General features: G+C 68.7%; 21 protein-coding genes. 11 read left to right on the top strand and 10 right to left on the bottom strand.

Going from position 1 to position 23,015, the window contains the following annotated elements; all coding sequences use genetic code 11:
* Window positions 1–3: 3 nt before the first annotated feature.
* From C8P69_RS04830 to C8P69_RS04810, 5 genes are all read left to right on the top strand, one after another.
* Window positions 4–834 (top strand): ABC transporter permease, encoded by an 831-nt coding sequence (locus C8P69_RS04830; RefSeq protein ID WP_108174740.1) that lies wholly within the window; start codon window positions 4–6, stop codon window positions 832–834.
* A 3-nt stretch (window positions 835–837) separates the two neighbouring features.
* Entirely contained in the window at window positions 838–2,466 is a 1,629-nt protein-coding gene (locus C8P69_RS04825) for an ABC transporter ATP-binding protein (RefSeq protein WP_108174739.1), read from the top strand.
* Between the two features lie 314 nt (window positions 2,467–2,780).
* Complete coding sequence (locus C8P69_RS04820) at window positions 2,781–4,097, top strand: nicotinate phosphoribosyltransferase (protein WP_108174738.1); 1,317 nt, start codon at window positions 2,781–2,783, stop codon at window positions 4,095–4,097.
* 40 nt (window positions 4,098–4,137) lie between these two features.
* Entirely contained in the window at window positions 4,138–4,938 is an 801-nt protein-coding gene (locus C8P69_RS04815; protein WP_108174737.1) for an SDR family NAD(P)-dependent oxidoreductase, read from the top strand.
* 80 nt (window positions 4,939–5,018) lie between these two features.
* The gene (locus C8P69_RS04810) at window positions 5,019–5,582 is read left to right on the top strand and encodes a Uma2 family endonuclease (RefSeq protein WP_170118122.1); all 564 of its coding nucleotides are present in this window, start codon (window positions 5,019–5,021) and stop codon (window positions 5,580–5,582) included.
* A gap of 3 nt (window positions 5,583–5,585) precedes the next feature.
* On the opposite strand, the gene C8P69_RS04805 is transcribed toward C8P69_RS04810, so the two are convergent.
* Window positions 5,586–7,919, bottom strand: coding sequence for a bifunctional salicylyl-CoA 5-hydroxylase/oxidoreductase (locus tag C8P69_RS04805; protein ID WP_108175519.1), 2,334 nt, complete (start codon window positions 7,917–7,919; stop codon window positions 5,586–5,588).
* 138 nt (window positions 7,920–8,057) lie between these two features.
* Between C8P69_RS04805 and C8P69_RS04800 the strand changes: the two genes are divergently transcribed.
* The 5 genes from C8P69_RS04800 (at window position 8,058) to C8P69_RS04780 (ending at window position 13,262) form a co-directional block, all read left to right on the top strand.
* Window positions 8,058–8,840 (top strand): SDR family NAD(P)-dependent oxidoreductase, encoded by a 783-nt coding sequence (locus C8P69_RS04800; RefSeq protein WP_245901870.1) that lies wholly within the window; start codon window positions 8,058–8,060, stop codon window positions 8,838–8,840.
* Between the two features lie 10 nt (window positions 8,841–8,850).
* Window positions 8,851–9,693 (top strand): enoyl-CoA hydratase family protein, encoded by an 843-nt coding sequence (locus C8P69_RS04795; protein ID WP_108174735.1) that lies wholly within the window; start codon window positions 8,851–8,853, stop codon window positions 9,691–9,693.
* A gap of 177 nt (window positions 9,694–9,870) precedes the next feature.
* A complete protein-coding gene (locus tag C8P69_RS04790) occupies window positions 9,871–11,067 on the top strand; it encodes an acyl-CoA dehydrogenase family protein (RefSeq protein WP_108174734.1) in 1,197 nt (398 codons plus the stop codon).
* Window positions 11,068–11,076: 9 nt separating this feature from the next.
* Window positions 11,077–12,771, top strand: a complete 1,695-nt coding sequence (locus C8P69_RS04785; RefSeq protein WP_108174733.1) for an AMP-binding protein — start codon at window positions 11,077–11,079, stop codon at window positions 12,769–12,771.
* Window positions 12,772–12,815: 44 nt separating this feature from the next.
* Window positions 12,816–13,262, top strand: coding sequence for a RidA family protein (locus tag C8P69_RS04780; RefSeq protein ID WP_108174732.1), 447 nt, complete (start codon window positions 12,816–12,818; stop codon window positions 13,260–13,262).
* Window positions 13,263–13,796: 534 nt separating this feature from the next.
* On the opposite strand, the gene C8P69_RS04775 is transcribed toward C8P69_RS04780, so the two are convergent.
* The 8 genes from C8P69_RS04775 to C8P69_RS04740 all read right to left on the bottom strand — a co-directional run bounded on the left by C8P69_RS04775 (window position 13,797) and on the right by C8P69_RS04740 (window position 20,819).
* A complete protein-coding gene (locus tag C8P69_RS04775) occupies window positions 13,797–14,258 on the bottom strand; it encodes a RidA family protein (protein ID WP_108174731.1) in 462 nt (153 codons plus the stop codon).
* Window positions 14,259–14,268: 10 nt separating this feature from the next.
* Window positions 14,269–15,351, bottom strand: coding sequence for a D-TA family PLP-dependent enzyme (locus C8P69_RS04770; RefSeq protein ID WP_108174730.1), 1,083 nt, complete (start codon window positions 15,349–15,351; stop codon window positions 14,269–14,271).
* Window positions 15,352–15,378: 27 nt separating this feature from the next.
* Window positions 15,379–16,080, bottom strand: coding sequence for an ABC transporter ATP-binding protein (locus tag C8P69_RS04765; RefSeq protein WP_108174729.1), 702 nt, complete (start codon window positions 16,078–16,080; stop codon window positions 15,379–15,381).
* Window position 16,081: 1 nt separating this feature from the next.
* Window positions 16,082–16,600: a MarR family winged helix-turn-helix transcriptional regulator gene (locus C8P69_RS04760; protein ID WP_245901869.1), complete on the bottom strand. Its 519-nt coding sequence runs from the start codon at window positions 16,598–16,600 to the stop codon at window positions 16,082–16,084.
* On the bottom strand, window positions 16,597–17,364 hold the full coding sequence (locus C8P69_RS04755) for an ABC transporter ATP-binding protein (protein WP_108174728.1): 768 nt from the start codon (window positions 17,362–17,364) through the stop codon (window positions 16,597–16,599). The genes C8P69_RS04760 and C8P69_RS04755 overlap by 4 nt, the downstream gene beginning before the upstream one ends.
* A gap of 196 nt (window positions 17,365–17,560) precedes the next feature.
* Entirely contained in the window at window positions 17,561–18,529 is a 969-nt protein-coding gene (locus C8P69_RS04750; protein ID WP_245901868.1) for a branched-chain amino acid ABC transporter permease, read from the bottom strand.
* Window positions 18,530–18,532: 3 nt separating this feature from the next.
* Window positions 18,533–19,456 carry a branched-chain amino acid ABC transporter permease gene (locus C8P69_RS04745; RefSeq protein ID WP_108174726.1) on the bottom strand — a complete coding sequence of 308 codons (924 nt, stop codon included), beginning with the start codon at window positions 19,454–19,456 and terminating at the stop codon, window positions 18,533–18,535.
* Window positions 19,457–19,646: 190 nt separating this feature from the next.
* Window positions 19,647–20,819 carry an ABC transporter substrate-binding protein gene (locus C8P69_RS04740; RefSeq protein ID WP_108174725.1) on the bottom strand — a complete coding sequence of 391 codons (1,173 nt, stop codon included), beginning with the start codon at window positions 20,817–20,819 and terminating at the stop codon, window positions 19,647–19,649.
* Window positions 20,820–20,978: 159 nt separating this feature from the next.
* On the opposite strand from C8P69_RS04740, the gene C8P69_RS04735 reads away from it, so the two are divergent.
* Window positions 20,979–21,575, top strand: a complete 597-nt coding sequence (locus C8P69_RS04735; RefSeq protein WP_108174724.1) for a DNA-3-methyladenine glycosylase I — start codon at window positions 20,979–20,981, stop codon at window positions 21,573–21,575.
* A gap of 390 nt (window positions 21,576–21,965) precedes the next feature.
* On the opposite strand, the gene C8P69_RS04725 is transcribed toward C8P69_RS04735, so the two are convergent.
* A complete protein-coding gene (locus C8P69_RS04725) occupies window positions 21,966–22,976 on the bottom strand; it encodes an acetyltransferase domain-containing protein (RefSeq protein ID WP_108174723.1) in 1,011 nt (336 codons plus the stop codon).
* Between the last annotated feature and the right edge of the window lie 39 nt (window positions 22,977–23,015).

Below are 23,015 nucleotides of genomic sequence, written 5' to 3'. Positions count from 1 at the left end.
GCCTTGGAGGTCGTCCGCGCCTATTTCCGCTCGCCGCCCGCCGTCATCGGGCTCATCCTGCTGCTGGCCGTCATCGCCATGGCGATCAGCGCCGGCTGGCTCTATCCGCGCGATCCGCTGGCTCTGGCCGGCCGGCCGCTGGTCTGGCCCTTCACCAATCCGCGCTTTCCCCTCGGCACCGACAATTCAGGCCGGGACATCGCCGCCCAGATCTTCCACGGCGCCCGCATCTCGCTGCTCATCGGCGGCGTTGCCACCATCATCGCGGTGGCCATCGGCATCGTCATCGGCGCGGTGGCAGGCTATTACGGCGGCTGGGTCGACAACGTGCTGATGCGCGTGACGGAGGCCTTCCAGACCCTGCCCAACTTCCTGCTGCTGCTGGTCCTCGTCGCCGTCTTCGGCTCGACCATCGGCACGGTCATCGTCGCGGTCGGCGTCGTCTCCTGGCCGGCCCCGGCGCGGCTCACCCGCGCCGAGTTCCTGTCGCTGCGCAACCGCGAATTCGTCCAGGCCGGCCGCACCCTCGGCCTGAAGGACCTCAAGCTGATCTTCGGCGAGATCCTGCCCAACGCCCTGCCGCCGGTCATCGTCTATGCGAGCGTCGTCATGGCGCTGTCGATCCTGCTGGAGAGCGCACTCGCCTTCCTCCGCCTCTCCGATCCGAACGTCGCCTCCTGGGGCAACCTGATCGGCCTCGGCCGCGACGTGCTGCGCGTGCAGTGGTACGTCTCGGCCATTCCCGGCATCGCCATCCTGCTCACCGTCCTTGCCGTCTCGCTGGTCGGCCAGGGTCTCAACGACGCGCTCAACCCGCGCCTGAAGGGACGCTGACCCGTGGCCGCATCCCCAGTCCTCACCGTCGAGGCTCTCAGCGTGCGCCTGCCCAAGGGCGCCGACCGTCCCCACGCCATGAAGGACGTGTCCTTCGCCATCGCCTCCGGCGAGATCCTCTGCGTCGTCGGCGAGAGCGGCTCGGGCAAGTCCATGACCGCCAATGCGGTGATGCGCCTGTTGCCCGGCGGCGTCGACATCGATGGCGGCGCGGTGCTCTTCGATGGCAAGGACCTCACCAAGCTCACCGATGCCGAGATGCGCGCCGTGCGCGGCGCCGGCATCGCCATGATCTTCCAGGAGCCGATGACGGCGCTGAACCCCTTGCGCACCATCGGCGACCAGATCGGCGAGATGTTCGGCATCCATACCGGCCTGTCGAAGGCCGAGATCGCCGACAAGGTCCTCGCCCTCCTCGAAGAAGTGCGCATCCCCGATCCGAAGCTTGCGGCCCGCGCCTATCCGCACGAGCTCTCCGGTGGCCAGCGCCAGCGCGCCATGATCGCCATGGCGCTTGCCCTCGACCCCAAGGTGCTCATCGCCGACGAGCCGACCACCGCCCTCGACGTGACGACGCAGGCGCAGATCCTGGCGCTCATCAAGGACCTGCAGCGGCGCAAGGGCACGGCCGTACTCTTCATCACCCACGATTTCGGCGTCGTCGCCGAGATCGCCGACCGCGTCGCCGTCATGCAGCACGGCCTGGTGGTCGAGCAGGGCCCGGCCGATCAGGTGCTGAACCATCCGCAGCACGCCTATACCAAGCAGCTCATCGCCGCCGTGCCGCCGCTGAAGGCGCCCCCGCCGCGGCCCATCGGCACCGAGCCGATCCTCGAGATCGACCACGTGTCGAAGACCTTCCGCACCGGCGGCTTCCTCGGCCGCGGCGTGCGCGTCACCCACGCGGTGAAGGACGTGACGCTGACCCTGCCGAAGGGCGCGACCCTCGGCATTGTCGGCGAGAGCGGCTCGGGCAAGTCGACGCTTGCCCGCTGCATCATCCGCCTCATCGATCCCGACAAGGGCTCGCTGGTGCTGAACGGCCGCGACCTTGCCAAGCTCAGCCGCGAGGAGATGCGGCAGGAGACGCGCCACATCCAGATGGTCTTCCAGGACCCCTTCGGCTCGCTCAATCCCCGCCGCAAGGCCGGCGAACTGGTGGCGCAGGGCCCCATCGTCCACGGTATGGACCGCAAGGCGGCCCTCGCCAAGGCGAAGGAGCTCTTCGGCCTCGTCGGCCTCGATCCGGCGGCGACCGACCGCTACCCGCATGAATTCTCCGGCGGCCAGCGCCAGCGCATCGGCCTCGCCCGTGCGCTCGCGCTGGAGCCGGAGGTGCTCGTCGCCGACGAAGCGGTCTCGGCCCTCGACGTGTCGGTGCAGGCGCAGGTGCTGCGGCTGCTGGCGGACCTGCGCGAGCGGCTCGGCCTCTCCATCGTCTTCATCACCCATGACCTGCGCGTCGCCGCGCAGGTCTGCGACCTCGTGGCCGTGATGAAGAGCGGCGAGGTGGTGGAGGCGGGGCCCATCGGCGAGGTCTTCGGCGCCCCGCAGCACCCCTATACCCAGGCGCTGCTGGCCTCGATCCCGGGCCGCGAATTCGGGCTTTCGCGCGACTCGGTGCCGGCCTGAGAGCCCAACTGGCGCAGATCAAGGCCCCCCACCCCTGACCCCTCCCCGCCGCAAGCGGGGGGAGGGGATCGTGCAACTCCGTTCAACCTTGGCCCTGTGAAACGCGAGCGGACGTCCCGCCATTCCCCTCCCCCCGCTTGCGGAGGGGAGGGGTCAGGGGTGGGGGGCGTGAAAAAGGCCTCGTCCGGCGGGCCATCACCCGGCTTCACCGCCCTGGGCGGCTGCCCTGCAGGCCTTCGGTCGAAGGGCGACTTTGCAAGCTCCGCCCGCGCCCCTAAGGTCCTCCACCCTGAAGCGCCACGAGCGGACCGTCCATGGTCGACATCGCCACGCGGGTCTACAACCACACCTGGAAGCTGGACCCCATCGTCCGGTCGCTCTTGGATTCGGACTACTACAAGTTCTCGATGCAGCAGCTGATCCGCCGCTTCCATCCGGAGGTGACGGCGACCTTCGCGCTGACCAACCGCACCACCACCGTGCGTCTCGCCGACATCGTCGACGAGGGCGAGCTGCGCGCCCAGCTCGACCACGCCCGCGACCTGCGCTTCACGCCGAAGGAGCTGATCTGGCTCGCGGGCAACACCTTCTATGGCCGCGAGCGCATTTTCGGCCCCGACTATCTCGCCTTCCTCAAGGACTTCCGCCTGCCGGACTATCACCTGGAGAAGCGCGACGGGCAGTACGAGCTGACCTTTGCCGGGCGCTGGGCCGAGACCACCATGTGGGAGGTCCAGGCACTCGCCATCATCAACGAGCTCAGGGCGCGCGCCACCATGCGGGCCCTGTCGAAGCTCGAGCTCGACATCCTCTATGCCAACGCCAAGGCCAAGGCCTGGGAGAAGATCAAGCGCCTGCGCCGGCTGAAGGACGAGGTCGGCGTCCTCAAGATCTCGGATTTCGGCACACGCCGCCGCCACGGCTTCCTCTGGCACAAGTGGATGATGGAGGCGATGGCCGACGGCCTCGGCCCCGACGTCTTCACCGGCACCTCCAACATGAAGCTCGCCATGGACCTCGGCCTCGAGGCCATCGGCACCAATGCCCATGAGCTGCCGATGGTCTATGGCGCGCTGGCCAAGACCGATGCCGATCTCCTCAAGGCGCCCTACCGGGTGCTGGAGGACTGGGCGCGCATCTACGACCAGAACATGCGGATCATCCTGCCCGACTGCTACGGCACGGCGCATTTCCTCGCCCATGCGCCGGATTGGGTGGCCGACTGGACCGGCGCCCGCCCGGACTCCAAGGACCCGATCGAGGGTACCGAGGAGCTCATCGCCTGGTGGCGCGAGAAGGGCCGGGACCCTGCCAAGAAGCTGGTCATCCTCTCCGATGGCATGGACATCGATTCCATCGAGGAGACGGCGCGCCGCTTCAAGGGCCGGGTGCGCATCGGCTATGGCTGGGGCACCAACCTCACCAACGACTTCAAGGGCTGCGTGCCCAATGGCGATCCGGACGCGCTGGCGCCGATCTCCGTCGTCTGCAAGGTCATCGAGGCCAATGGCCGCCCGGCCGTGAAGCTCTCCGACAATCCGCTGAAATCGACGGGCCCGAAGGCCGAGATCGAGCGCTATCGCCGCGTCTTCGGCACGGTGGGCATGAAGGCCCATCAGGTCCTCGTCTGAGCCCGGCTTACGTCTGATCCCTCTCTCCCCGGAGTTCCCGATGCATGACCTGACCGGCAAGGTCGCCTTCATCTCCGGCGCCGGCTCCGTCGGCGAGGGCTGGGGCAATGGCAAGGCCACGGCCGTGCTGCTCGCCCGCCAGGGCGCGACGATCTACGGCACGGACATCACCCTCGCGGCAGCCGAAGAGACGCAGCGGCTGATCGCGGCCGAGGGCGGCACCGCCCATGCGGCAGCCGTCGACATGACGAAGGCTGCGCAGGTCGAGGCGGCGGTGGCCGACTGCCTCGCCCGCTTCGGCCGCATCGACATCCTCGTGAACAATGTCGGCGGGTCGGCGCCGGGCGATCCGGTGGCGATGAGCGAGGAGGTCTGGGACGCCCAGCTCGACCTCAACCTCAAGACCGCCTTCCTCGCCTGCAAGCACGTCATTCCGGTCATGGAGCGGCAGGGCGGCGGCGCCATCGTCAACCTGTCGTCGATCGCCGGCGTGCGCGTCCTCCCCGACCGGCCGCATGTCGCCTACACCACGACCAAGCTCGGCATCCTCGGCTTCTCGCGCTCCATCGCCGTGACCTATGCGAAGCAGCAGATCCGCTGCAACACGGTCATCCCCGGCCTGATGCACACGCCGCTGGTCGAGACGCGGCTGGCGAAGACCATCGCCGGCGGCGATGTCGCGGCGCTCATCGCTTCGCGCAATGCGCAGGTGCCCACCGGCAAGATGGGCGATGCCTGGGACGTGGCGCAGGCGGTGCTGTTCCTGGTCTCCGACGAGGCGCGCTACGTGACGGCGGCCGAGATCGCCGTGGATGGCGGGCTGTCGGCGGCGAGCCGGTAGGAGCTTGCGGCCAGGCGGCCGCTCAATACATCAGGCATTCTCGATGCTATCCTCCCCCGCGAGGTTACGCGATGAACGTGATGGTCACTCAGGGAGCCGAAGGTCTGCCGCGACGGGCATTCACCGTCGAGGACGCCTTCCGCATGCTGGAGACCGGCATTCTGCAGGACGATGAGAGGGTCGAGCTGATCGAGGGAGAGTTCGTCCCGATGAACGCGAAGAACCGCATCCATCAGCGCCTCCAGGACGACCTCATCATGCTGATCGCCCGCCGCCTGCCGCCGGGCTTCCGCGTCGGGACCGAGCCCACCCTGCAGCTCTCCGAAACCACCTTCGTTGCGCCCGATCTCGTCATCTACCGCGACTTCAGCGGCGAGCGGCTGACGCCCTCCGACGTGCTTCTCGTCATTGAGGTTGCCGATACGAGCCTTGCCTTTGACCTCGGTCGCAAGGCCGAACTGATGGCGGCCCATGGTGTTGCCGACTACTGGGTGGTGGACGCGCACCAGCTGGCCGTCACCATCCATCGCGAACCGCGCGCCGATGGCTATGGCGCCATCCGCCGGCTTGGGTCCACGGATCCGCTCAAGCCCGCCCATCCGGACATCGCGGGCCTCACCTTCCGCCTCGCGGACCTCGGCTGAGCCTTACTCAGCCGCGGCGCGCGGCGCGAAGCTGCCGCGGGCGTGGCGCTTGGGCTTGGCCGCCACCTTCAGCGCCTCGAAATCCGCCCGGTCCTTCACCGCATTGCGCAGCGCCTGGTCCTTGCCCGGCAGATATTGCGGCGGCTGGTGGATATCGACGCCGTACCAGGCCGCCGCCTTCAGCATGAACGACGGGTCGGCGAGATGGGGACGGCCAAGCGCCACGAGGTCGGCGCGGCCGGCCGCGAGGATCGTGTTCATCTGGTCGGCCGAGGTGATGTTGCCGACGCACATGGTCTTCACGTCAGCCTCGTTGCGGATGGCGTCTGAGAAGGGCGTCTGGAACATGCGGCCGTAGACCGGCCGGCTCTTCGGCGTGGTCTGGCCGGTTGAGACGTCGACGAGGTCGACGCCGGCCTCGGCGAAGGCACGGGCGATGGCGATGGCCTCGTCTTCGGTGATGCCGCCCTCGGCCCAGTCGGTGGCGGAGATGCGCACCGACATGGGTTTCTCCGCCGGCCAGGCCGCACGCATCGCGGCGAAGACCCGGAGCGGGAAGCGCAGGCGGTTGGCGAGGCTGCCGCCATAGGCGTCGGTCCGCTGGTTGGTGAGCGGCGACAGGAAGGAGGCCAGCAGATAGCCGTGGGCGCAGTGCAGCTCCAGCATGTCGAAGCCGCAGCGCGCCGCCCGCTCCGTCGCCGCGACGAACTCCGCGGTGATGCGGGCCATGCCGGCCTCGTCCAGCTCCGCCGGCACCTGGCTGTCGGGATAGTAGGGCAGGGGCGAGGCCGAGACGATCGGCCAGGCGCCGTCGGTCAGCGGCCGGTCCATGCCCTCCCACATCAGCTTGGAGGCGCCCTTTCGGCCGGCATGGCCGAGCTGCAGGCAGAGCTTCGCCTGCGAGTTCTGATGGGCGAAGGCGACGATGCGCGTCCAGGCCGCCTCCTGCTCATCCGACCAGAGGCCGGCGCAGCCAGGTGTGATGCGGGCGTCGGGGGCGACGCAGACCATCTCCGTATAGACGAGGCCGGCGCCGCCAATGGCGCGGGCGCCGTAATGCACCACGTGCCAATCGGTCGGCATGCCCTCGACCGCCGAATACATGCACATGGGCGAGACGACGGCGCGGTTGGTGACCGTCATGCCGCGGAGCGTCAGCGGCTGGAACAGCGGCGGGCGGGGCCTCGACAGATCCGCCCCCGGCACGCCCTCCGCGAACATCCGGTCGGTCTCGGCGACGAAGTCCGGCGCGCGCAGCTTGAGGTTCTCGTAGGTGATGGCCTTGGAGCGCGTCATCAGGCCGAAGGCGAACTGGCGCGGATCCATGTCCCAGAACCGGTCGACATGCTCGAACCAGACGAGCGAGACGTCCGCCGCGTGCTGGGTGCGCTCCACCTCCTCGCGGCGGTCGGTCTCGTAGGACGCGAGCGCCTCGGCCACGGTGCCCTTGGCGCGGAAGGCGTCGAACAGCGCGATGGAATCCTCCATGGCGAGCTTGGTGCCGGCGCCGATGGAGAAATGCGCCGTGCCCTTGGCATCGCCCATGAGGACGACGTTGTCCTTCACCCAGCGCTTCGAGCGGATCATCGGGAATTGCCGCCAGAGCGAGCGGTTGGTGATGAGCGGATGGCCGGCCAGCTCCTCGGCGAAGACGCCTTCGAGGAAGCGGGCGGACTGCTCTTCGTCCATGCGGTCGAGCCCGGCGCGGGCGAAGGTCTCGGGATCGGTCTCGATCACCCAGGTCGAGCGGCCCGCCTCGTACTGGTAGGTATGGGCGATGAAGATGCCGAACGCGGTCTCGCGGAAGAAGAAGGTGAAGGCGTCGAGCTCGCGGGTGGAGCCCATCCAGGTGAACTTGTTGGGGCGCAGGTCCACCTCGGGCTGGAAGTGGTCCCGATTGGCCTCGCGGATGCGCGAATTGATGCCGTCCGCCGCGACGACGAGATCATAGGCCCCGAAGGTCTCCGGGGTGGGGTCGATCTCCGTCTGGAACTTCATCTCGACGCCAAGCTGGCGGGCGCGGTTCTGCAGGAGGATCAGCAGCGTCTGGCGCGAGCAGCCGCAGAAGCCGTTGCCGCCGATGCGGTGCACCGTGTCCTTGAAGCGGACCTCGATATCGTCCCAGTAGGCGAAGTTCTCGGTGATGGCGCGGTAGCTCTCCGCGTCGTAGCGCTCGAAAATGTCGAGGGTCGCATCGGAGAAGACGACGCCGAAGCCGAACGTGTCGTCCGGGCGGTTGCGCTCGAAGACGGTGATCTCCGCCGCCGGCTGCCATTTCTTCATGAGGATGGCGAAATAGAGCCCGCCCGGTCCGCCGCCGATCACCGCGATGCGCATGGCCATCTCCCTTGTCGCTGCACCCGGGGGCGCGCGTCATGCAAAATAGTTTAGGCTTAAAATAATTGGCGGCAAGGCGCGGAAAGGCTCTTGCTCCAAAATATTTGAAGCTTAAAACATTCAGGCGAGGAGGCCATGATGCCGACGGACCCCGCCGCCCCATCCTCTGCGCTGATGCCGCTGAAGGCCAAGCGCGCCCTCGTCACCGGGGGTGGACGCGGCATCGGCCGGGCCATCGCCGCGGCGCTCACCGGACAGGGCGCCGAGGTCATCGTTCTCGGCCGCAGCCGGGCGCCCCTCGATGAGACGGTCGCCGCCGGCCATGCGACCCGCGCCATCGCCTGTGACGTCACCGTCCGTCCCGCCTTCCTCGCCGCTTTGCGCGAGGCCGGCGACCTCGACATCTTCATCAGCAATGCCGGCCATGCCGAGACCGCGCCGCTGAAGCGGATGGATGGCGCGCTGTTCGACCGGATGATCGCGCTGAACCTCACCGCTGTCTTCGACGGCATCCACGCCGTCCTGCCGGGCATGGTGGCGCGCGGTGCTGGCCGCATCGTCTCGGTCGCCTCGACCGCCGGCCTCACCGGCTACCCCTATGTCTCCGCCTATTGCGCCGCGAAGCACGGCGTCGTCGGCCTGACGCGGGCGCTGGCCAAAGAGGTCGCGACCTCCGGCGTCACCGTCAATTGCGTCTGCCCCGGCTTCACCGAGACCGACCTCGTCGCCGGCTCCATCGAGACGATCGTTGCGAAAACCGGCCGCAGCCCCGAGGCGGCGCTCGCCGATCTCACCAAGACCATGCCCATCGGCCGCCTGATCAAGCCGGAGGAGGTGGCAGCCGCCGTCCTCTGGCTCGTCTCGGATGCGGCCGCCGCCGTCACCGGCCTCGCTCTGCCGGTCGCGGGCGGAGAGATCTGAGGACACGCCCATGCAAGCCCCTGCCCACCGCATCCCGCACCGACAGGCCCTGGCCGAGTGGAAGGCGACGCATTTTCTCTGGGAGGTGAAGGACAAGGTCGCGACCATCACCCTGAACCGCCCCGAGAAGAAGAACCCGCTGACCTTCGAGAGCTATGCCGAGCTCGGCGACCTCTTCCGGGCGCTGGCCTTCGACACCTCGATCAAGGCGGTGGTGGTGACGGGCGCGGGCGGCAATTTCTGCGCCGGCGGCGACGTCTTCGAGATCATCGAGCCGCTGACCGGCCGCGACATGCCCGGCCTCCTCCAGTTCACCCGCATGACCGGCGAACTGGTGAAGGCCATGCGCGCCTGCCCGCAGCCGATCATTTCCGCCATCGACGGCATCTGCGTCGGCGCCGGCGCCATCATCGCCATGGCCTCGGACCTGCGCGTCGGCACGGCCAAGACCAAGGTGGCCTTCCTCTTCAACAAGGTCGGCCTTGCCGGCTGCGACATGGGCGCCTGCGCCATCCTGCCCCGCATCATCGGCCAGGGCCGCGCCTCGGAGCTGCTCTACACGGGCCGAATGATGGGCGGCGAGGAGGGCCATGCCTGGGGCTTCTTCAACCGCCTCGCCGCGCCCGAGGCGGTGCTCGCCGAGGCGACCGCCCTTGCCGGCGAGATCGCCGATGGCCCGACCTTTGCGAATTCCATCACCAAGCGCATGCTGCACATGGAATGGACCATGTCGGTGGACGAGGCGATCGAGGCCGAGGCCATGGCTCAGGCGATCTGCATGGACACCAAGGACTTCCGCCGTGCCTTCGAGGCCTTCGCGGCGAAGACCAAGCCTGTCTTCGAGGGGGATTGAGGATGACCGTCGGGGGCCGCCGCTTCACCTCTCCCCGGCGGGGAGAGGTCGGCTGCGCAGCAGCCGGGAGAGGGGGCCCTTCGGCCCTTGCACCCTTCTCCCCCTCTCCCGCTCCTCGCTACGCTCGGATCGACCTCTCCCCGCCGGGGAGAGGTGGTCTCGCCCGGAGGCCTTGAAATGCTCCCCGCTGACCTCCTGTCGCTGCCCTTCTTCGAGGACCGCCACCGCGACTATGCCGCGCGTCTGGCCGACTGGGCGGCCCGGACCGTTCCCGGCCTCGTCGATCACCATGATGTCGACGGCTCCTGCCGCCGCCTCGTCGCCGCCATGGGCGAGGCGGGCTGGCTGAAGGCCTGCGTGCCCGGCGAGCAGGGCGGGCTCACTCCTGCCCTCGACGTGCGCACCCTCTGCATCACCCGCGCGACCCTCGGCTATGTCGAGGGCCTCGCCGATTTCGCCTTCGCCATGCAGGGCCTCGGCACCGGCGTCGTCTCGCTCTTCGGCACGCCGGAGCAGAAAGCGCTCTGCTGCCCGCCGGTGCGCGACGGCAAGGCGATCGCCGCCTTCGCCCTCTCCGAGCCCGATGCCGGCTCGGACGTCGCCGCCATGGCGACCACCGCCACACGGACGGCCGACGGCGGCTGGCGGCTCGACGGCTCGAAGACCTGGATCTCCAATGGCGGCATCGCCGACCGCTATGTCGTCTTCGCCCGCACCGGCGAGGCGCCAGGCGCCCGCGGCATCTCCGCCTTCATCGTGCCCGCCGACGCGCCCGGCCTCGTCATCGCCGAGCGCATTGACGTCATCGCCCCGCACCCGCTCGCGACCCTCGTCTTCGACGATTGCCGCCTGCCCGCCGACGCGCTGATCGGCAAGGCCGGCGGCGGCTTCGCCATGGCCATGGCCAATCTCGACATCTTCCGCCCCACCGTCGCGGCCGCTGCCCTCGGCATGGGCTACCGGGCCCTCGACGAGGCGACGCGCCGGGCGAAGTCGCGGATCATGTTCGGCGCGCCGCTCGCCGACCTCCAACTGACGCAAGCCTCCCTCGCCGACAGCGTCGCCGAGCTCGAGGCCGCGGCCCTGCTCGTCTTCCGCGCCGCCTGGGCGAAGGATCAGGGCAAGCCCCGCATCACCAAGGAGGCGGCCATCGCCAAGATGGTCGCCACCGAGAATGCCCAGAAGGTCATCGACCGGGCGATCCAGGTCTTCGGCGGCCTGGGCGTCAAGAAGGGCGAAAAGGTGGAGGAACTGTACCGGGAGATCCGCGCCCTGCGCATCTACGAGGGGGCGACCGAAGTCCAGAAGGTCGTCATCGCCAGGGCCCATCTCGCCGAGGCCGAGGCCGCGGCTTTCCCCAAGGCAGCCGAATAGGAGCATCCGATGACGGGATCGGTGGCAGGATCGGTGGTGCAGCTCAAAACCGGCGTGGCCTCCGCCCATGTCGACAGCTTCGCGGCGCGCGGCCTGCCGCCGGCGGAGCTCCAGCCCGCCTTCCTCTTCGAGCGGCCGGAGCTCGCCTATCCCGAGCGGCTCAACTGCGTCACCGCCTTCGTCGATAGCCACGTGGCGGAGGGCAGGGGAGAGCGCACCGCCATTCTTGCCCCCGACGGTACCCACTGGACCTATGCGGACCTCGCGGCGGAAATCGACCGCATCGCCAATGTGCTGACCGGCCCCCTTGGCCTCGTGCCCGGCAACCGCGTCCTGCTGCGCGCGCCGAACAACCCGACCATGGTCGCGGCCTATCTCGCGGTCATCAAGGCGGGCGGCATCGTGGTGGCCACCATGCCGCTGCTGCGCGCCAAGGAGCTCGGCCAGATCGTCGACAGGGCGGAGATTGCGCTGGCCCTCTGCGACGACCGGCTGATGGACGAACTGACCAAGACCGCCGGCTCCTCGCGCTTCCTGAAGCGGATCGTCGGCTTCTCGGAACTCAAGGCGCTCGCCGCTTCTGCAGCCCCCACCTTCACCGCCATCGACACGGCGCGCGACGATGTCTGCCTCTTCGGCTTCACCTCCGGCACCACCGGCGAGCCGAAATGCACCATGCATTTCCACCGCGACCTGCTCGCCATCTGCGACGCCTATGCGCGGAACGTCCTCAAGCCCACGCCCGACGACCGCTTCATCGGCTCGCCGCCACTCGCCTTCACCTTCGGCCTCGGCGGCCTCGTTCTTTTCCCTTTCCGCGTCGGCGCCTCCACCGTGCTCCTGGAGAAGGCCTCGCCCGGTGACCTCCTGCCGGCCATCGCCACCTACAAGCCGACCATCTGCTTCACCGCGCCCACCGCCTACCGCGCCATGATCCCCAACCTGCGCGACCATGACTGGCGCTCGCTGCGCAAATGCGTCTCGGCCGGCGAGGCCCTGCCGAAGGCGACCTTCGATGCCTGGGAGGAGGCGACCGGCCTGAAGCTGATGGACGGCATCGGCGCCACCGAGATGCTGCACATCTTCATCTCCGCGCCCGAGGAGGAGATCCGTCCCGGCGCGACGGGCAAGCCCGTGCCCGGCTACGAGGCCAAGGTGATCGGCGCCGACGGCGAGGACCTTCCCCCCGGCAAGCCCGGCCGCCTCGCCGTGCGCGGCCCCACCGGCTGCCGCTACCTCGCCGACGACCGTCAGCGGAAATATGTCGTCAACGGCTGGAACGTCACCGGCGACACCTATGTCCGCGATGAGGACGGCTATTTCTGGTACCAGGCGCGCAACGACGACATGATCGTCTCCGCCGGCTACAACATTGCCGGCCCCGAGGTGGAGGCAGCCCTCCTCGCCCATCCGACCGTCGCGGAGGCCGGCGTCGTCGGCCAGCCGGATCCCGAGCGCGGCATGATCGTCAAGGCCTATGTCGTGCCGAAGCCCGACGTGACGGTGACGCCGGCCCTCGTCGTCGAGCTCCAGAGCTTCGTGAAGAACGAGATCGCGCCCTACAAGTACCCGCGCGAGATCGCCTTCGTTCCCAGCCTGCCGCGCACCGAGACCGGCAAGCTCCAGCGCTTCGCGCTCCGCGAGCGCGCCGCCCGCGAGGCCGGCGAGGCATCCTCCGCCGGCTTGCCCAAGGCGGCCGAGTAAGGCCGCCGAACAGGCGCGCCCCAAAGGCGTTTCAGAGAGAGATCATGAGCCAGACCCTGAAGCCCGTCATTCCCCTCAGCATCCCCGACGAGGATGTGCGCCCCGTCACCCTCAATCCGCAGGGCTGGCCGGTGCCGCGCGGCTATGCCAACGGCATGAGCGCGAAGGGCCGCCTCGTCGTCACCGGCGGCGTCGTCGGCTGGGACATCATGGGCAATTTCCCCGAGGCGTTCGTCGACCAGGCGCGCCAGTGCTTCGAAAACATCCGCGCCATCCTCGCCGAGGGCGGCGCCGAGCCGCACCATGTCGTGCGCCTCACCTGGTACGTGACCGATGTCGAGGAATACCAGGCGAACCTGAAGGGTCTCGGCCGCGCCTATCGCGACGTCTTCGGCCAGCACTATCCGGCCATGGCCGTGGTGCAGGTCGTGCGGCTGGTGGAGAAGGCGGCAAAGATCGAGATCGAGGCGACGGCGGTCGTCGCGGAGTAGGGGCGGATGATAGGGGGCGATGGGGAATGCCCCACCCGCACCCTCCCCTCTGCGAGGGGAGGGGGACCATGATGTCCCGACTGTTTGGCGACGGCCGCGCCAGGCCCAACCGTTGAGAACTCGGCTCGACGCCGTGGTCTCCCTCCCCTCGCCAGAGGGGAGGGTCAGGGTGGGGCATTCCTGCCTTCCTGCCTCGACGTAATCGTCATGCCCGGCCTTGTGCCCGGCATCCACGACTTCTTCTGACGGCGGTAGTCAAGTCGTGGATGGCCGGGACAAGCCCGGCCATGACGCGGAGAGAGGTGGCGATCGACGCGTCCAGCCTCGGTGCTTCCAGAAGCCCCTCACCCTTCCCTCTCCCCGCAAGCGGGGAGAGGGGGCAACACCGCAGCTTTTCGATGGACGACGTCAGCGCCTGGCACGACGACTGAGGACGATCGCGACGTCGAAGTCCCCCTCTCCCCGCTTGCGGGGAGAGGGAAGGGTGAGGGGCTTGGATCGTCGAGGAGCAGCTAGGGCAATTGCCCCCACCCCTCAGTTGTGAATCCGGATGACTGCCTCGATCTCCACGGTGATCCCCATGGGCAGCGAGCCCATGCCCACCGCCGAGCGCGCGTGGCGGCCGCGGTCACCGAGAACCGCGACCATGAGATCGGAGAAGCCGTTGATGACGCGGGGATGGTCGCCGAAATCCGGCGTGCCATTGACCATGCCCAGCACCTTCAGGAACTCGACCTTGGACAGGTCGCCGCCCGCCGCGGCCTTGGCGGAGGCGAGGATCTGCAGGCCGACGAGCTTGGCGTGCTCATAGGCCGTCTCGACCGTCACGTCGGCCCCGACCTTGCCGGTGTGCAGCGAGCCATCGGCCTTCCGCGGGCCCTGGCCCGCCAGATAGGCGATGGCGCCGTCGCGCTTGAAGGGCACGTAATTGCCCGCCGGTGTCGGCGTCGGCGGCAGGGTGAGGCCCATCTGGGCGAGCTTCTCTTCCGGGGTCATGCGTCCCTCCTCACCTGAGCTTGCCGCGGGCGGCCACCGGCAGGATGCCGACAATCTCGTCTCCGCGCACCATCACCACCTCGTCGACCATGTTGACGACGACGCAGACATGGTTCGGCACGATGCGCACGATGTCGCCGACCTTCGGCCGCTCGTTGCATTTCGAAAGGTCGAGGAAGCCGTGCTCCTCGGCGAACTTGGCGATGCGCGCTTCCGGATGCTCGAGGATGAGGCCGTAGCCGTCGAGCCCGCCGCCGGGATCGGCGGTCAGCGTCTTCGAGCCGGCATCGAGAATGCCGCGATCGGCGCCGGCGCGGCTCACCACGGTCGAGTAGACGGTGAGCGCGCAGTCATCGAGGGTGGCGACGCCGACCTCGACCTGCATCCGGTCATTGTAGATGTAGGTGCCGGGACGGTGCTCGGTCGCGCCCTTCAGCTTGCCGATGTTCTTCATGTTCGGCGAGCCACCGGTGGAGATGATCTCGGCGTCGAGCCCTTCGAGGCGGATGCCGGCCAGCGCCGTGTCGAGGAACTTCTGCGCCTCCGGCCAGCCGTCCTCGGTCGGGTACATCATGAAGCCGCGGAACTGGAGGCCGGGGGAGGCGGCGACCAGCTTGGCGAGCTCGATGGCCTCGCCCGGCGTCTCGACGCCGGCGCGCTTGCGGCCCGTGTCGCATTCGATGACGACGCCGAGCGGGCGCCCCGCCACCGCCGCCGCCTTCGGCAGGTCGCCGACCACGGTGGCATTGTCGGCGGCGACCGTGACGCTGACCGTCTCCAGCAGGCGCCCCAGCCGGTTCATCTTCTCCTCGCCGAGGAGATTGTAGCTGATCAGGATGTCGTCGAGCCCGGCGGCGGCCATGACCTCCGCCTCGCCGATCTTCTGGCAGGTGATCCCCTTGGCGCCGGCGGCGACCTGCAGCTTGGCGAGCTCCGGGCTCTTGTGGGTCTTGATATGGGGCCGGTTGGCGAGGCCCTGCGCATCGCACTGGGCCTGCACCCGCGCGATGTTCGCCTCCACCTTGTCCATGTCGATGACGACGGCGGGCGTGCCGTATTCGCGGGCGATGGTCTCGGCGAGGGGGGTGGCCATGGCGGCTCCGATCAAGGCGGGCACGGGTCAGACGTGCAGGTAGCGATCCTTCAGGTCGGGACTGGCGAGGAAGTCGCCGCTCGTCCCTTCCCAGACGATCCGGCCCTTCTCGAGGATCAGGTGCCGGTCCGCCAGTTTGACCAGAGCGTCGACGTTCTTGTCGATCACCAGGATCGATTGGCCGTCCTGCTTGAGGCGCGCGAGACAGGCCCAGATCTCCGCGCGGATGACGGGCGCGAGCCCCTCGGTGGCCTCGTCGAGGACGAGCAGCTTCGGATTGGTCATGAGCGCCCGGCCGATGGCCAGCATCTGCTGCTCGCCGCCCGAGAGCTGCGTGCCCATGTTGCGCCGCCGCTCCTTCAGCCGCGGGAAGAAAGCGTAGACGCGCTCCAGCGTCCAGGCCTGCTCGCGCTTGGTGCGGTTGGCGGCGGTGGCGACGAGGTTCTCCTCGACATCAAGGTTCGGGAAGATCTGCCGGCCCTCCGGCACGAGGCCGAGGCCTGCCTGCGCCACGCGGAAGGGCGGCTGGCCGGCCAGCGCCACGCCCTCGACCTCGACGGCCCCGGCCGCCGGGCGGATCAGGCCGAAGATCGACTTGATCGTCGTCGTCTTGCCCATGCCGTTGCGGCCGAGCAGAGTCACGACCTCGCCGGCCTTCACGCTCAGCGAGACGCCGAACAGCACCTGCACGTCGCCGTAGCCGGCCTCGAGGTTGGAGACGGTCAGCATCTCAGTCCTCCGCCTCCTCGCGCGCCGCCGAGGCTCGCGCGACGCCGGCCTTGGTCTTGGCGAGCAGGCCCATCATCACCTCGCGCTCGGTGGGATCGAGCCCAGCCAGCAGCTCGCGCACCCAGGCGCCATGCTCGCGCGCCATGCGGGCGAACTGCTCATGGCCCTCCGCCGTCATGACGATGCGCTGGGCCCGCCCGTCCGTGGCGTCGCGGCGGCGCTCGACGAAGCCCTGTTCGGCAATGCGCGCGACGAGGCCGGTGACATTGCCGTTGGTGACCATCATACGCTTCGAAATCTCGCCGAGCGTCATGCCCTCCGGCGACTTGTCGAGCTGGGCGAGCAGGTCGAAGCGCGGCAGGGTCATCTGGAAGCGCTCGGCGAGGCGCCGGCGGATCTCCCGCTCGATCATCGTCGTGCAGGTGAGGAGCCGCAGCCAGAGCCTGAGCTCGGGGCGCGAGTCCCTGGGCTGGTGGGCGAGGCGCGTCTCGGCGTCGATGGCGATGTCGGGCTCGCTCACGCGAAATCCTCCTCGCCGAGATAGGCCTCGCGCACGGCGGGATCGGCCCTGACCACTTCCGGTGTGCCGGAGGCGATGACGCGGCCATAGACCAGCACGGAGATGCGGTCGGCGAGGCGGAACACCGCGTGCATGTCGTGCTCTACCAGCACCATGGGATAGCGGCCCTTCAGCGCCAGCAGCACCTCGACCATGCCCTCGGTCTCCTCCCGGCCCATGCCGGCCATGGGCTCGTCGAGCAGCAGGATCTTCGGCGATGAGACGAGCGCCATGGCGAGTTCCAGCTGGCGCTTCTCGCCGTGCGAGAGGCTCGCCGCGACCATGCCGGCGCGGGGCGCGAGGCCGACCTGCGCGAGCGCGTCCAGGGCGACGCGGTTCAGGTGGGATTCGGACGAGGCCCGGCGGAAGAAGTGGAAGGACGAGCCGTCATGGGCCTGCGCGGCGGTGGCGACATTCTCCAGAGCCGTGAAACCGGGCAGGACCTGGGTGATCTGGAAGGAGCGGGTGAGGCCGCGCAGCGCCCGCTGATGGATGGGCAGGCGGGTGATGTCCTCGCCGCAGAAGGTGATGGTGCCGGCATCCAGCGCCACCTCGCCGGTGATCTCGCCGATCAGCGTGGTCTTGCCGGCGCCGTTCGGGCCGATGATGGCGTGGAGCTCTCCGGGCCTGACGTCGAGGCTGACGCCGTCGGTGACCTTCAGCGCGCCGTAGCTCTTGTGCAGGCCGGAGAGGGAAAGGACGGGGGAGGAGGGTGAGGCGGTCATGGGCGCGATCCGCTGGCGCGCCCGGTCACCTCTCCCCGGCGGGGAGAGGTCGGCCGAAGGCCGGGAGAGGGGGCTGTGATCCGGTCGATGCGAAGGCTCCCCCTCACCCGATCCTCGTTTCTCTCGGATCGACCTCTCCCCGCCGGGGAGAGGTGTCGATGCGGCGTGGTCGGCGCTGGGACGCGGTGCCATGTCATCACCGGTCTCCCCGCGACAGGAGCTTCACGATGCCGCCGCGGGCGAAGATGGCGACGAGGATCACCATGGGCCCGAAGATGACCTTCCAGTGCTGGGTGATCTGGGCGAGCCATTCCTCGACCAGCGTCACGCCGATGCCGCCGATGATCGGGCCGATCAGCGTGCCCATGCCGCCGAGCACCACCATGGCGATGAACTCGCCCGAGCGCTGCCAGGTCATGTAGGCGGGGGCGACGAACATGCCGAGATTGGCGAAGAGCGCGCCGGCCAGCGCGCAGATCGCACCGGCCAGCACATAGGCGGCGAGGCGATAGAGGAAGGGATCGAAGCCGACCGCGCGCATCCGCCGCTCGTTCTCCTTCGCCCCCCGCAGCACCCGGCCGAAGCGCGAGGCGACGATGGCCTTGAGCAGGAGGAAGCAGCCGAGCAGCGTGCCGAGCACGACGAAATAGAAGGTCGTGTCATTGGCGAGCAGGCGCGAGCCGAAGACCTCGGAGCGGTGGAACATCCTCAGGCCGTCGTCGCCGCCATAGGCCGAGAGGCTGGTGGCGGTGAACAGCGCCATCTGCCCGAAGGCCAGGGTGATCATGATGAAATAGACGCCGCGGGTCTTCAGCGAGATGGCGCCGGTGACGAGGGCGAAGAGGGCCCCCGCGAGGATCGCCACGGGGAAGGCGATGGAGGCATCGACGATGTCGTGGCTGAAGAGGATCGCCACCGCATAGGCGCCGATGCCGAGGAAGGCGGCATGGCCGAAGGAGACCAGCGCGCCATAGCCGAGGATGAGGTCGAGCGAGAGCGCGGCGATCGCCATGATCATGGCGCGGGTGACGAGGCCGAGGATGAAGCGCTCGCCCCAGATCAGCGGCACGATGGCGAGCAGCGCGAAGACGAGGACGGGGAGCCAGATCCGCCGCCAGAGCGGCGGGGCGGCGGGCATCACGGGGGGAACGGGGGTCTCGGCCATCGGTCAGCCCTTGGCCGGGAAGAGGCCGGTCGGCCGGAAGAACAGCACGGCGGCCATGAGGATGTAGATGGACATGGAGGCGATCGCCGGGCCGATGGTGCGCGCATCCGAGGGCGACAGGCCGCCGAGGCGCAGGAGGTCGACCGAGAAGGAGCGCAGCAGCGTGTCGACGAGGCCGACAAGCAGCGCGCCGATGAAGGCGCCGCGGATGGAGCCGATGCCGCCGATGACGATGACAACGAAGGCCAAAATCAACAGGTTGTCGCCCATGCCCGGCTCGACCGAGAGGACCGGTGCGGCCATGGCGCCGGCAAAGCCCGCGAGCATGGCGCCGAAGCCGAAGACGATCATGAACAGGCGGCGGATGTCGACGCCGAGCGCCGAGACCATCGGCGCATTGGTGGCCCCGGCGCGGATGAGCATGCCGACCCGCGTCTTGGTGACGACGAGCCAGAGCACGACCGCCACCGCGAGCCCCGAGCCGATGATGGCGAGCCGCCAGACCGGATAGAGCACGCCGTCGGCGATGCGGATCGTGCCGGAGAGCGCCTGCGGCATCGGCACCTGCAGGGGCGCGGCGCCCCAGATGATCTTCACGCCCTCGTTGAGGAAGAGGATGAGGCCGAAGGTCGCCAGCACCTGTTCGAGGTGGTCGCGGTCATAGAGGTGCCGCATGACGACGACCTCCAGCAGCAGGCCGACCAGCAGGGCCGTGGCGAGCGCCAGGATCAGGCCCAGCACGAAGCTGCCGGTGAGCGGCACGAACATGGCGGCGAGATAGGCCCCCAGCATGTACTGGACGCCGTGGGCGAGGTTGATGAAGTCCATCACGCCGAAGACCAGCGTGAGGCCGGCGGCGATCAGGAACAGCAGCACGCCGAGCTGCAGCCCGTTCAGCGTCTGGATGATGAGGAGCGTGGAGGACATCGCAGGCCGATCGGAAACCCTCTCCCCTCGTGGGAGAGGGTGGCGCCGGAGGCGCCGGGTGAGGGCGGGCAACAGGATGCCGGCCGCGGAAGCGGTGGCGATGGATGTCGGTGAGGACCAGGCGGCCCCTCACCCGGCAGCTGACGCTGCCACCCTCTCCCACGAGGGGAGAGGGTGATCGCGTGTCAGATCACCAGCGCATCTGGCACTGGGCGGCGTAGACGTCCGTGTAGTTCTCGAAGATCCGCTCGACGATCTCCGTCTGGAACTTGCCATCGGCGCGCTTGGCGGCGCGGACCGTGTAGAAGTCCTGGATCGGATAGTGGTTGTTGGCGAAGCGGAAACGGCCGCGCAGAGACACGAAGTCGGCCTTGCGCAGGGCGGCGCGGACGGCATCGCGGTTCGACAGGTTGCCATTGGTGGCGCGCACCGCGCTGTCGATCAGCATGGCGGCGTCATAGGCCTGCATGGCGTAGGAGCCCGGCACCGACCCGAAGGCCGCCTCGTAATCCGCCACGAACTTCTTGTTCTGCGGATTGTCCATGTTCGGCGCCCAGGTCATGCCGGCGATCATGCCGACGGCGGCGTCCTGCTGGGCCGGCAGGGTCGACTCGTCGACGGTGAAGGCAGACAGGAAGGGCACGCGCTGGGTGAGGCCGGCCTGCGAATACTGGCGCACGAGGTTCACGCCCATGCCGCCCGGCATGAAGGTGAACATGCCGTTGGCGCCCGAGGAGCCGATGCGGGCGAGTTCGGAGGAGAAGTCCAGCGTGTTCAGCGGGACATAGACCTCGTCGACCACCTGGCCGCGGAAATGGCGCTTGAACCCGGCCATGGCGTCACGCCCGGCCTGGTAGTTCGGCGTCATCAGGAAGACCTTCTGCATGCCCTGGCGCTGGGCATAGGCGCCGAGCACCTCGTGCACCTGGTCGTTCTGGTAGGAGGTGACGAAGAAGTTCTCGTGGCAGCCGCGGCCGGCATAGCTGGACGGGCCGGCATTGGCGCTGATGAGGAAGGCGCGCTGCGAGCTGACCACCGGCTGGTGGATGGCCTGGAGCACGTTGGAGAAGATCGGGCCGACCACGAAATCGACCTTGTCGCGGTCGATCAGCGCCTGTACGCGCTGCACGGCGACATCCGGCTTCAGCTCGTCGTCGACGACGATGACCTGGACCTCGCGCCCGCCCATGCGGCCGCCGAGATGGCGGACGGCGAGCTGCAGGCCGTCGCGCGCCTGCTGACCGAGGACGGCACCGGGACCTGACAGGGTCTGGATCACGCCGATGCGGATCGGCTCCTGGGCCTGCGCGGGTGCCGACAGCGCGGCCGCTCCCAACGCCAGAGAGAGAAGGATGCGCTTCATCGAAAACCTCCCACCCCGAGCGTTGCTCGGGTCGACGACCGCTCCCGGGCTTGTCCGTGGTCGCGGCCAATGCGAAGGCATTATCGCCGTGGAATTTTCGCGAACAACCCCACCTGCGAAAAATATTTTAAGTGTAAAATAAATCGGCAGGAGGTCCGGATGTTGCTCACCGATCATGCAGACGGCAAGCCGCGGTGCTGGTGGCCTGGCTACGATCCGCCCTATGTCGCCTATCACGACACCGACTGGGGGGTCCCTGAGCGCGACGACCGCGCCCTGTTCGAGAAGCTTATTCTCGATGGATTTCAAGCGGGTTTGTCGTGGATCACGATCCTCCGCAAGCGCGAGCACTTCCGCAAGGTCTTCGACGGTTTCCGCCCCGACCTGGTCGCAAGCTACGGCCCGGAGAAGATCGAGGCGCTGATGGCGGACCCCGGAATCGTGCGCAATCGCGCCAAGATCGAGGGCACCGTGAAGTCCGCCGGCATCTATTGCGACATGATGGCGCGCGGCGAGGGGTTCTCGGATTACCTGTGGTCCTATGTCGACGGCCGGCCGCTCCAGCCCGACCATCTGGACCGTTCTCGCATCCCCACCGAGACGCCGGTGGCGCAGGCGATCTCCAAGGACCTCAAGCGCCGGGGCTTCACCTTCGTCGGGCCGACCATCGTCTATGCCTTCATGCAGGCGGTGGGCATGACCAACGACCATGTCGTCGGCTGCTTCCGGCATGAAGAGGTGAAGGCTCTGGGGTGAGCGGGGCTGTCGTCTCAGCTGTGTGCCCACGCGGCGCGTCCAACGACCCTCCACCCGTCATGCCCGCCCTTGTGGCGGGCATCCACGACTTCTCTTGCTGCCGCTGAGTTCAAGTCGTGGATGCCCGGGACAAGCCCGGGCATGACGATGAGGTTCGTGCGCGAGGTCCCGGCGACCCGCTGCCCCCCACCTCTCCCCGGCGGGGAGAGGTCGGCCGGAGGCCGGGAGAGGGGGCCTCGCGTCATCCGCGGAAGGCTTACCCCCTCTCCCGCCTCGCTGCGCTCGTCGACCTCTCCCCGCCGGGGAGAGGTGAAGCGGAGCCTCGGGATCGGGCGCGAGCCTGTCAGCGGGTGGCCTCCCTGCAGGTCCAAGGACGGTGAGACCCGCCCCTCACTCCCCCCGGAGGCACACCCGCGCGATCTCGGCGACGCGATTGCGCTCGGCCGTGCTCATCTGGCCGCCGAGCGCCTGGCTCCACAGGCGGTCGCGCTTCAGCCCGTCCACCGTGCAGTCGCAGGCGTCCTGGCAGAGGTCGCGGTCCTGGCCGTTGGCGGTGCAGCTCTGCACGCAGGCGGCGATGAACGGGCGCACCTGCGGATCGAAGGCTGCGGGACGGGGCTGGACAGCAGCGGGGAACAGCCAGACCACGGCCGAGAGCAGGCCGATGAAGACCGGCTGGTGGATCAGGTAGATCGGCAGGGAGTGCCGGCCCATCCAGCCCAGCAGCCGCGCCGGTGGCGCCTCGGTCGGGACCGCCGCGAGCCGCGCCTCGCCGCCCCGCGCCAGGACCAGCCGCGCCAGCACCACGCCGGCCAGCACGCAGCCGAACCAGGGACAGAGCGGCACGAAGTCGCCAGAATTGATGGGACGGTCGCTGAGGCCGAGCCACAGCAGGAGGTCGCTGTCGAGCAGCGGATGGCGGAGGAGCGCCGGAAGCGCGAAGGCAGTGATGGCCGCGCCCGCCACCGCCAGCAGCGGCAGCGCCAGGAAGGGGAGGGCGAGGACGCTCGCCACCGCGATGTGGTGGAGGATGCCGAAGAACACATAGGCGTCCGGCATGAAGGCGTAGGTGCCTGCCGTGACCAGCGCCGCACCGCCCGCGACGAAGGCCAGCCGGCTCAGGAAACCCGCCCGGTCGAGGCCATCACGGCTGGCGAGGACGAGGCTCACGCCCACCAGCGCCAGGAACGACCCGGCAATGCCATGGGCGAACCATTTCCAGCCCTGATGCGCCACGATGTCGGTGGTGATGAGGCGGAAGAAGGAGAGGTCCCAGGCAAAGTGGTAGATGAACATGGCGACGAGGGCGACGCCGCGCGCCACGTCCACCAGCGCGATGCGCCGTGGCCGCGGCCGGTCGGTGATGGGCCCTGGCAGATGGCCTGGGTCGTTTGTCGTCATGCAGGATCCTCGGCACGCGCGGCGGGCGCGATGGGCACA

The organism is Phreatobacter oligotrophus (assembly GCF_003046185.1).
GTDB classification, from domain to species: Bacteria; Pseudomonadota; Alphaproteobacteria; order Rhizobiales; family Phreatobacteraceae; genus Phreatobacter; species Phreatobacter oligotrophus.
Note: the sequence above shows the minus strand (reverse complement) of the source record. Positions and strands in the feature narration are given on the sequence as shown.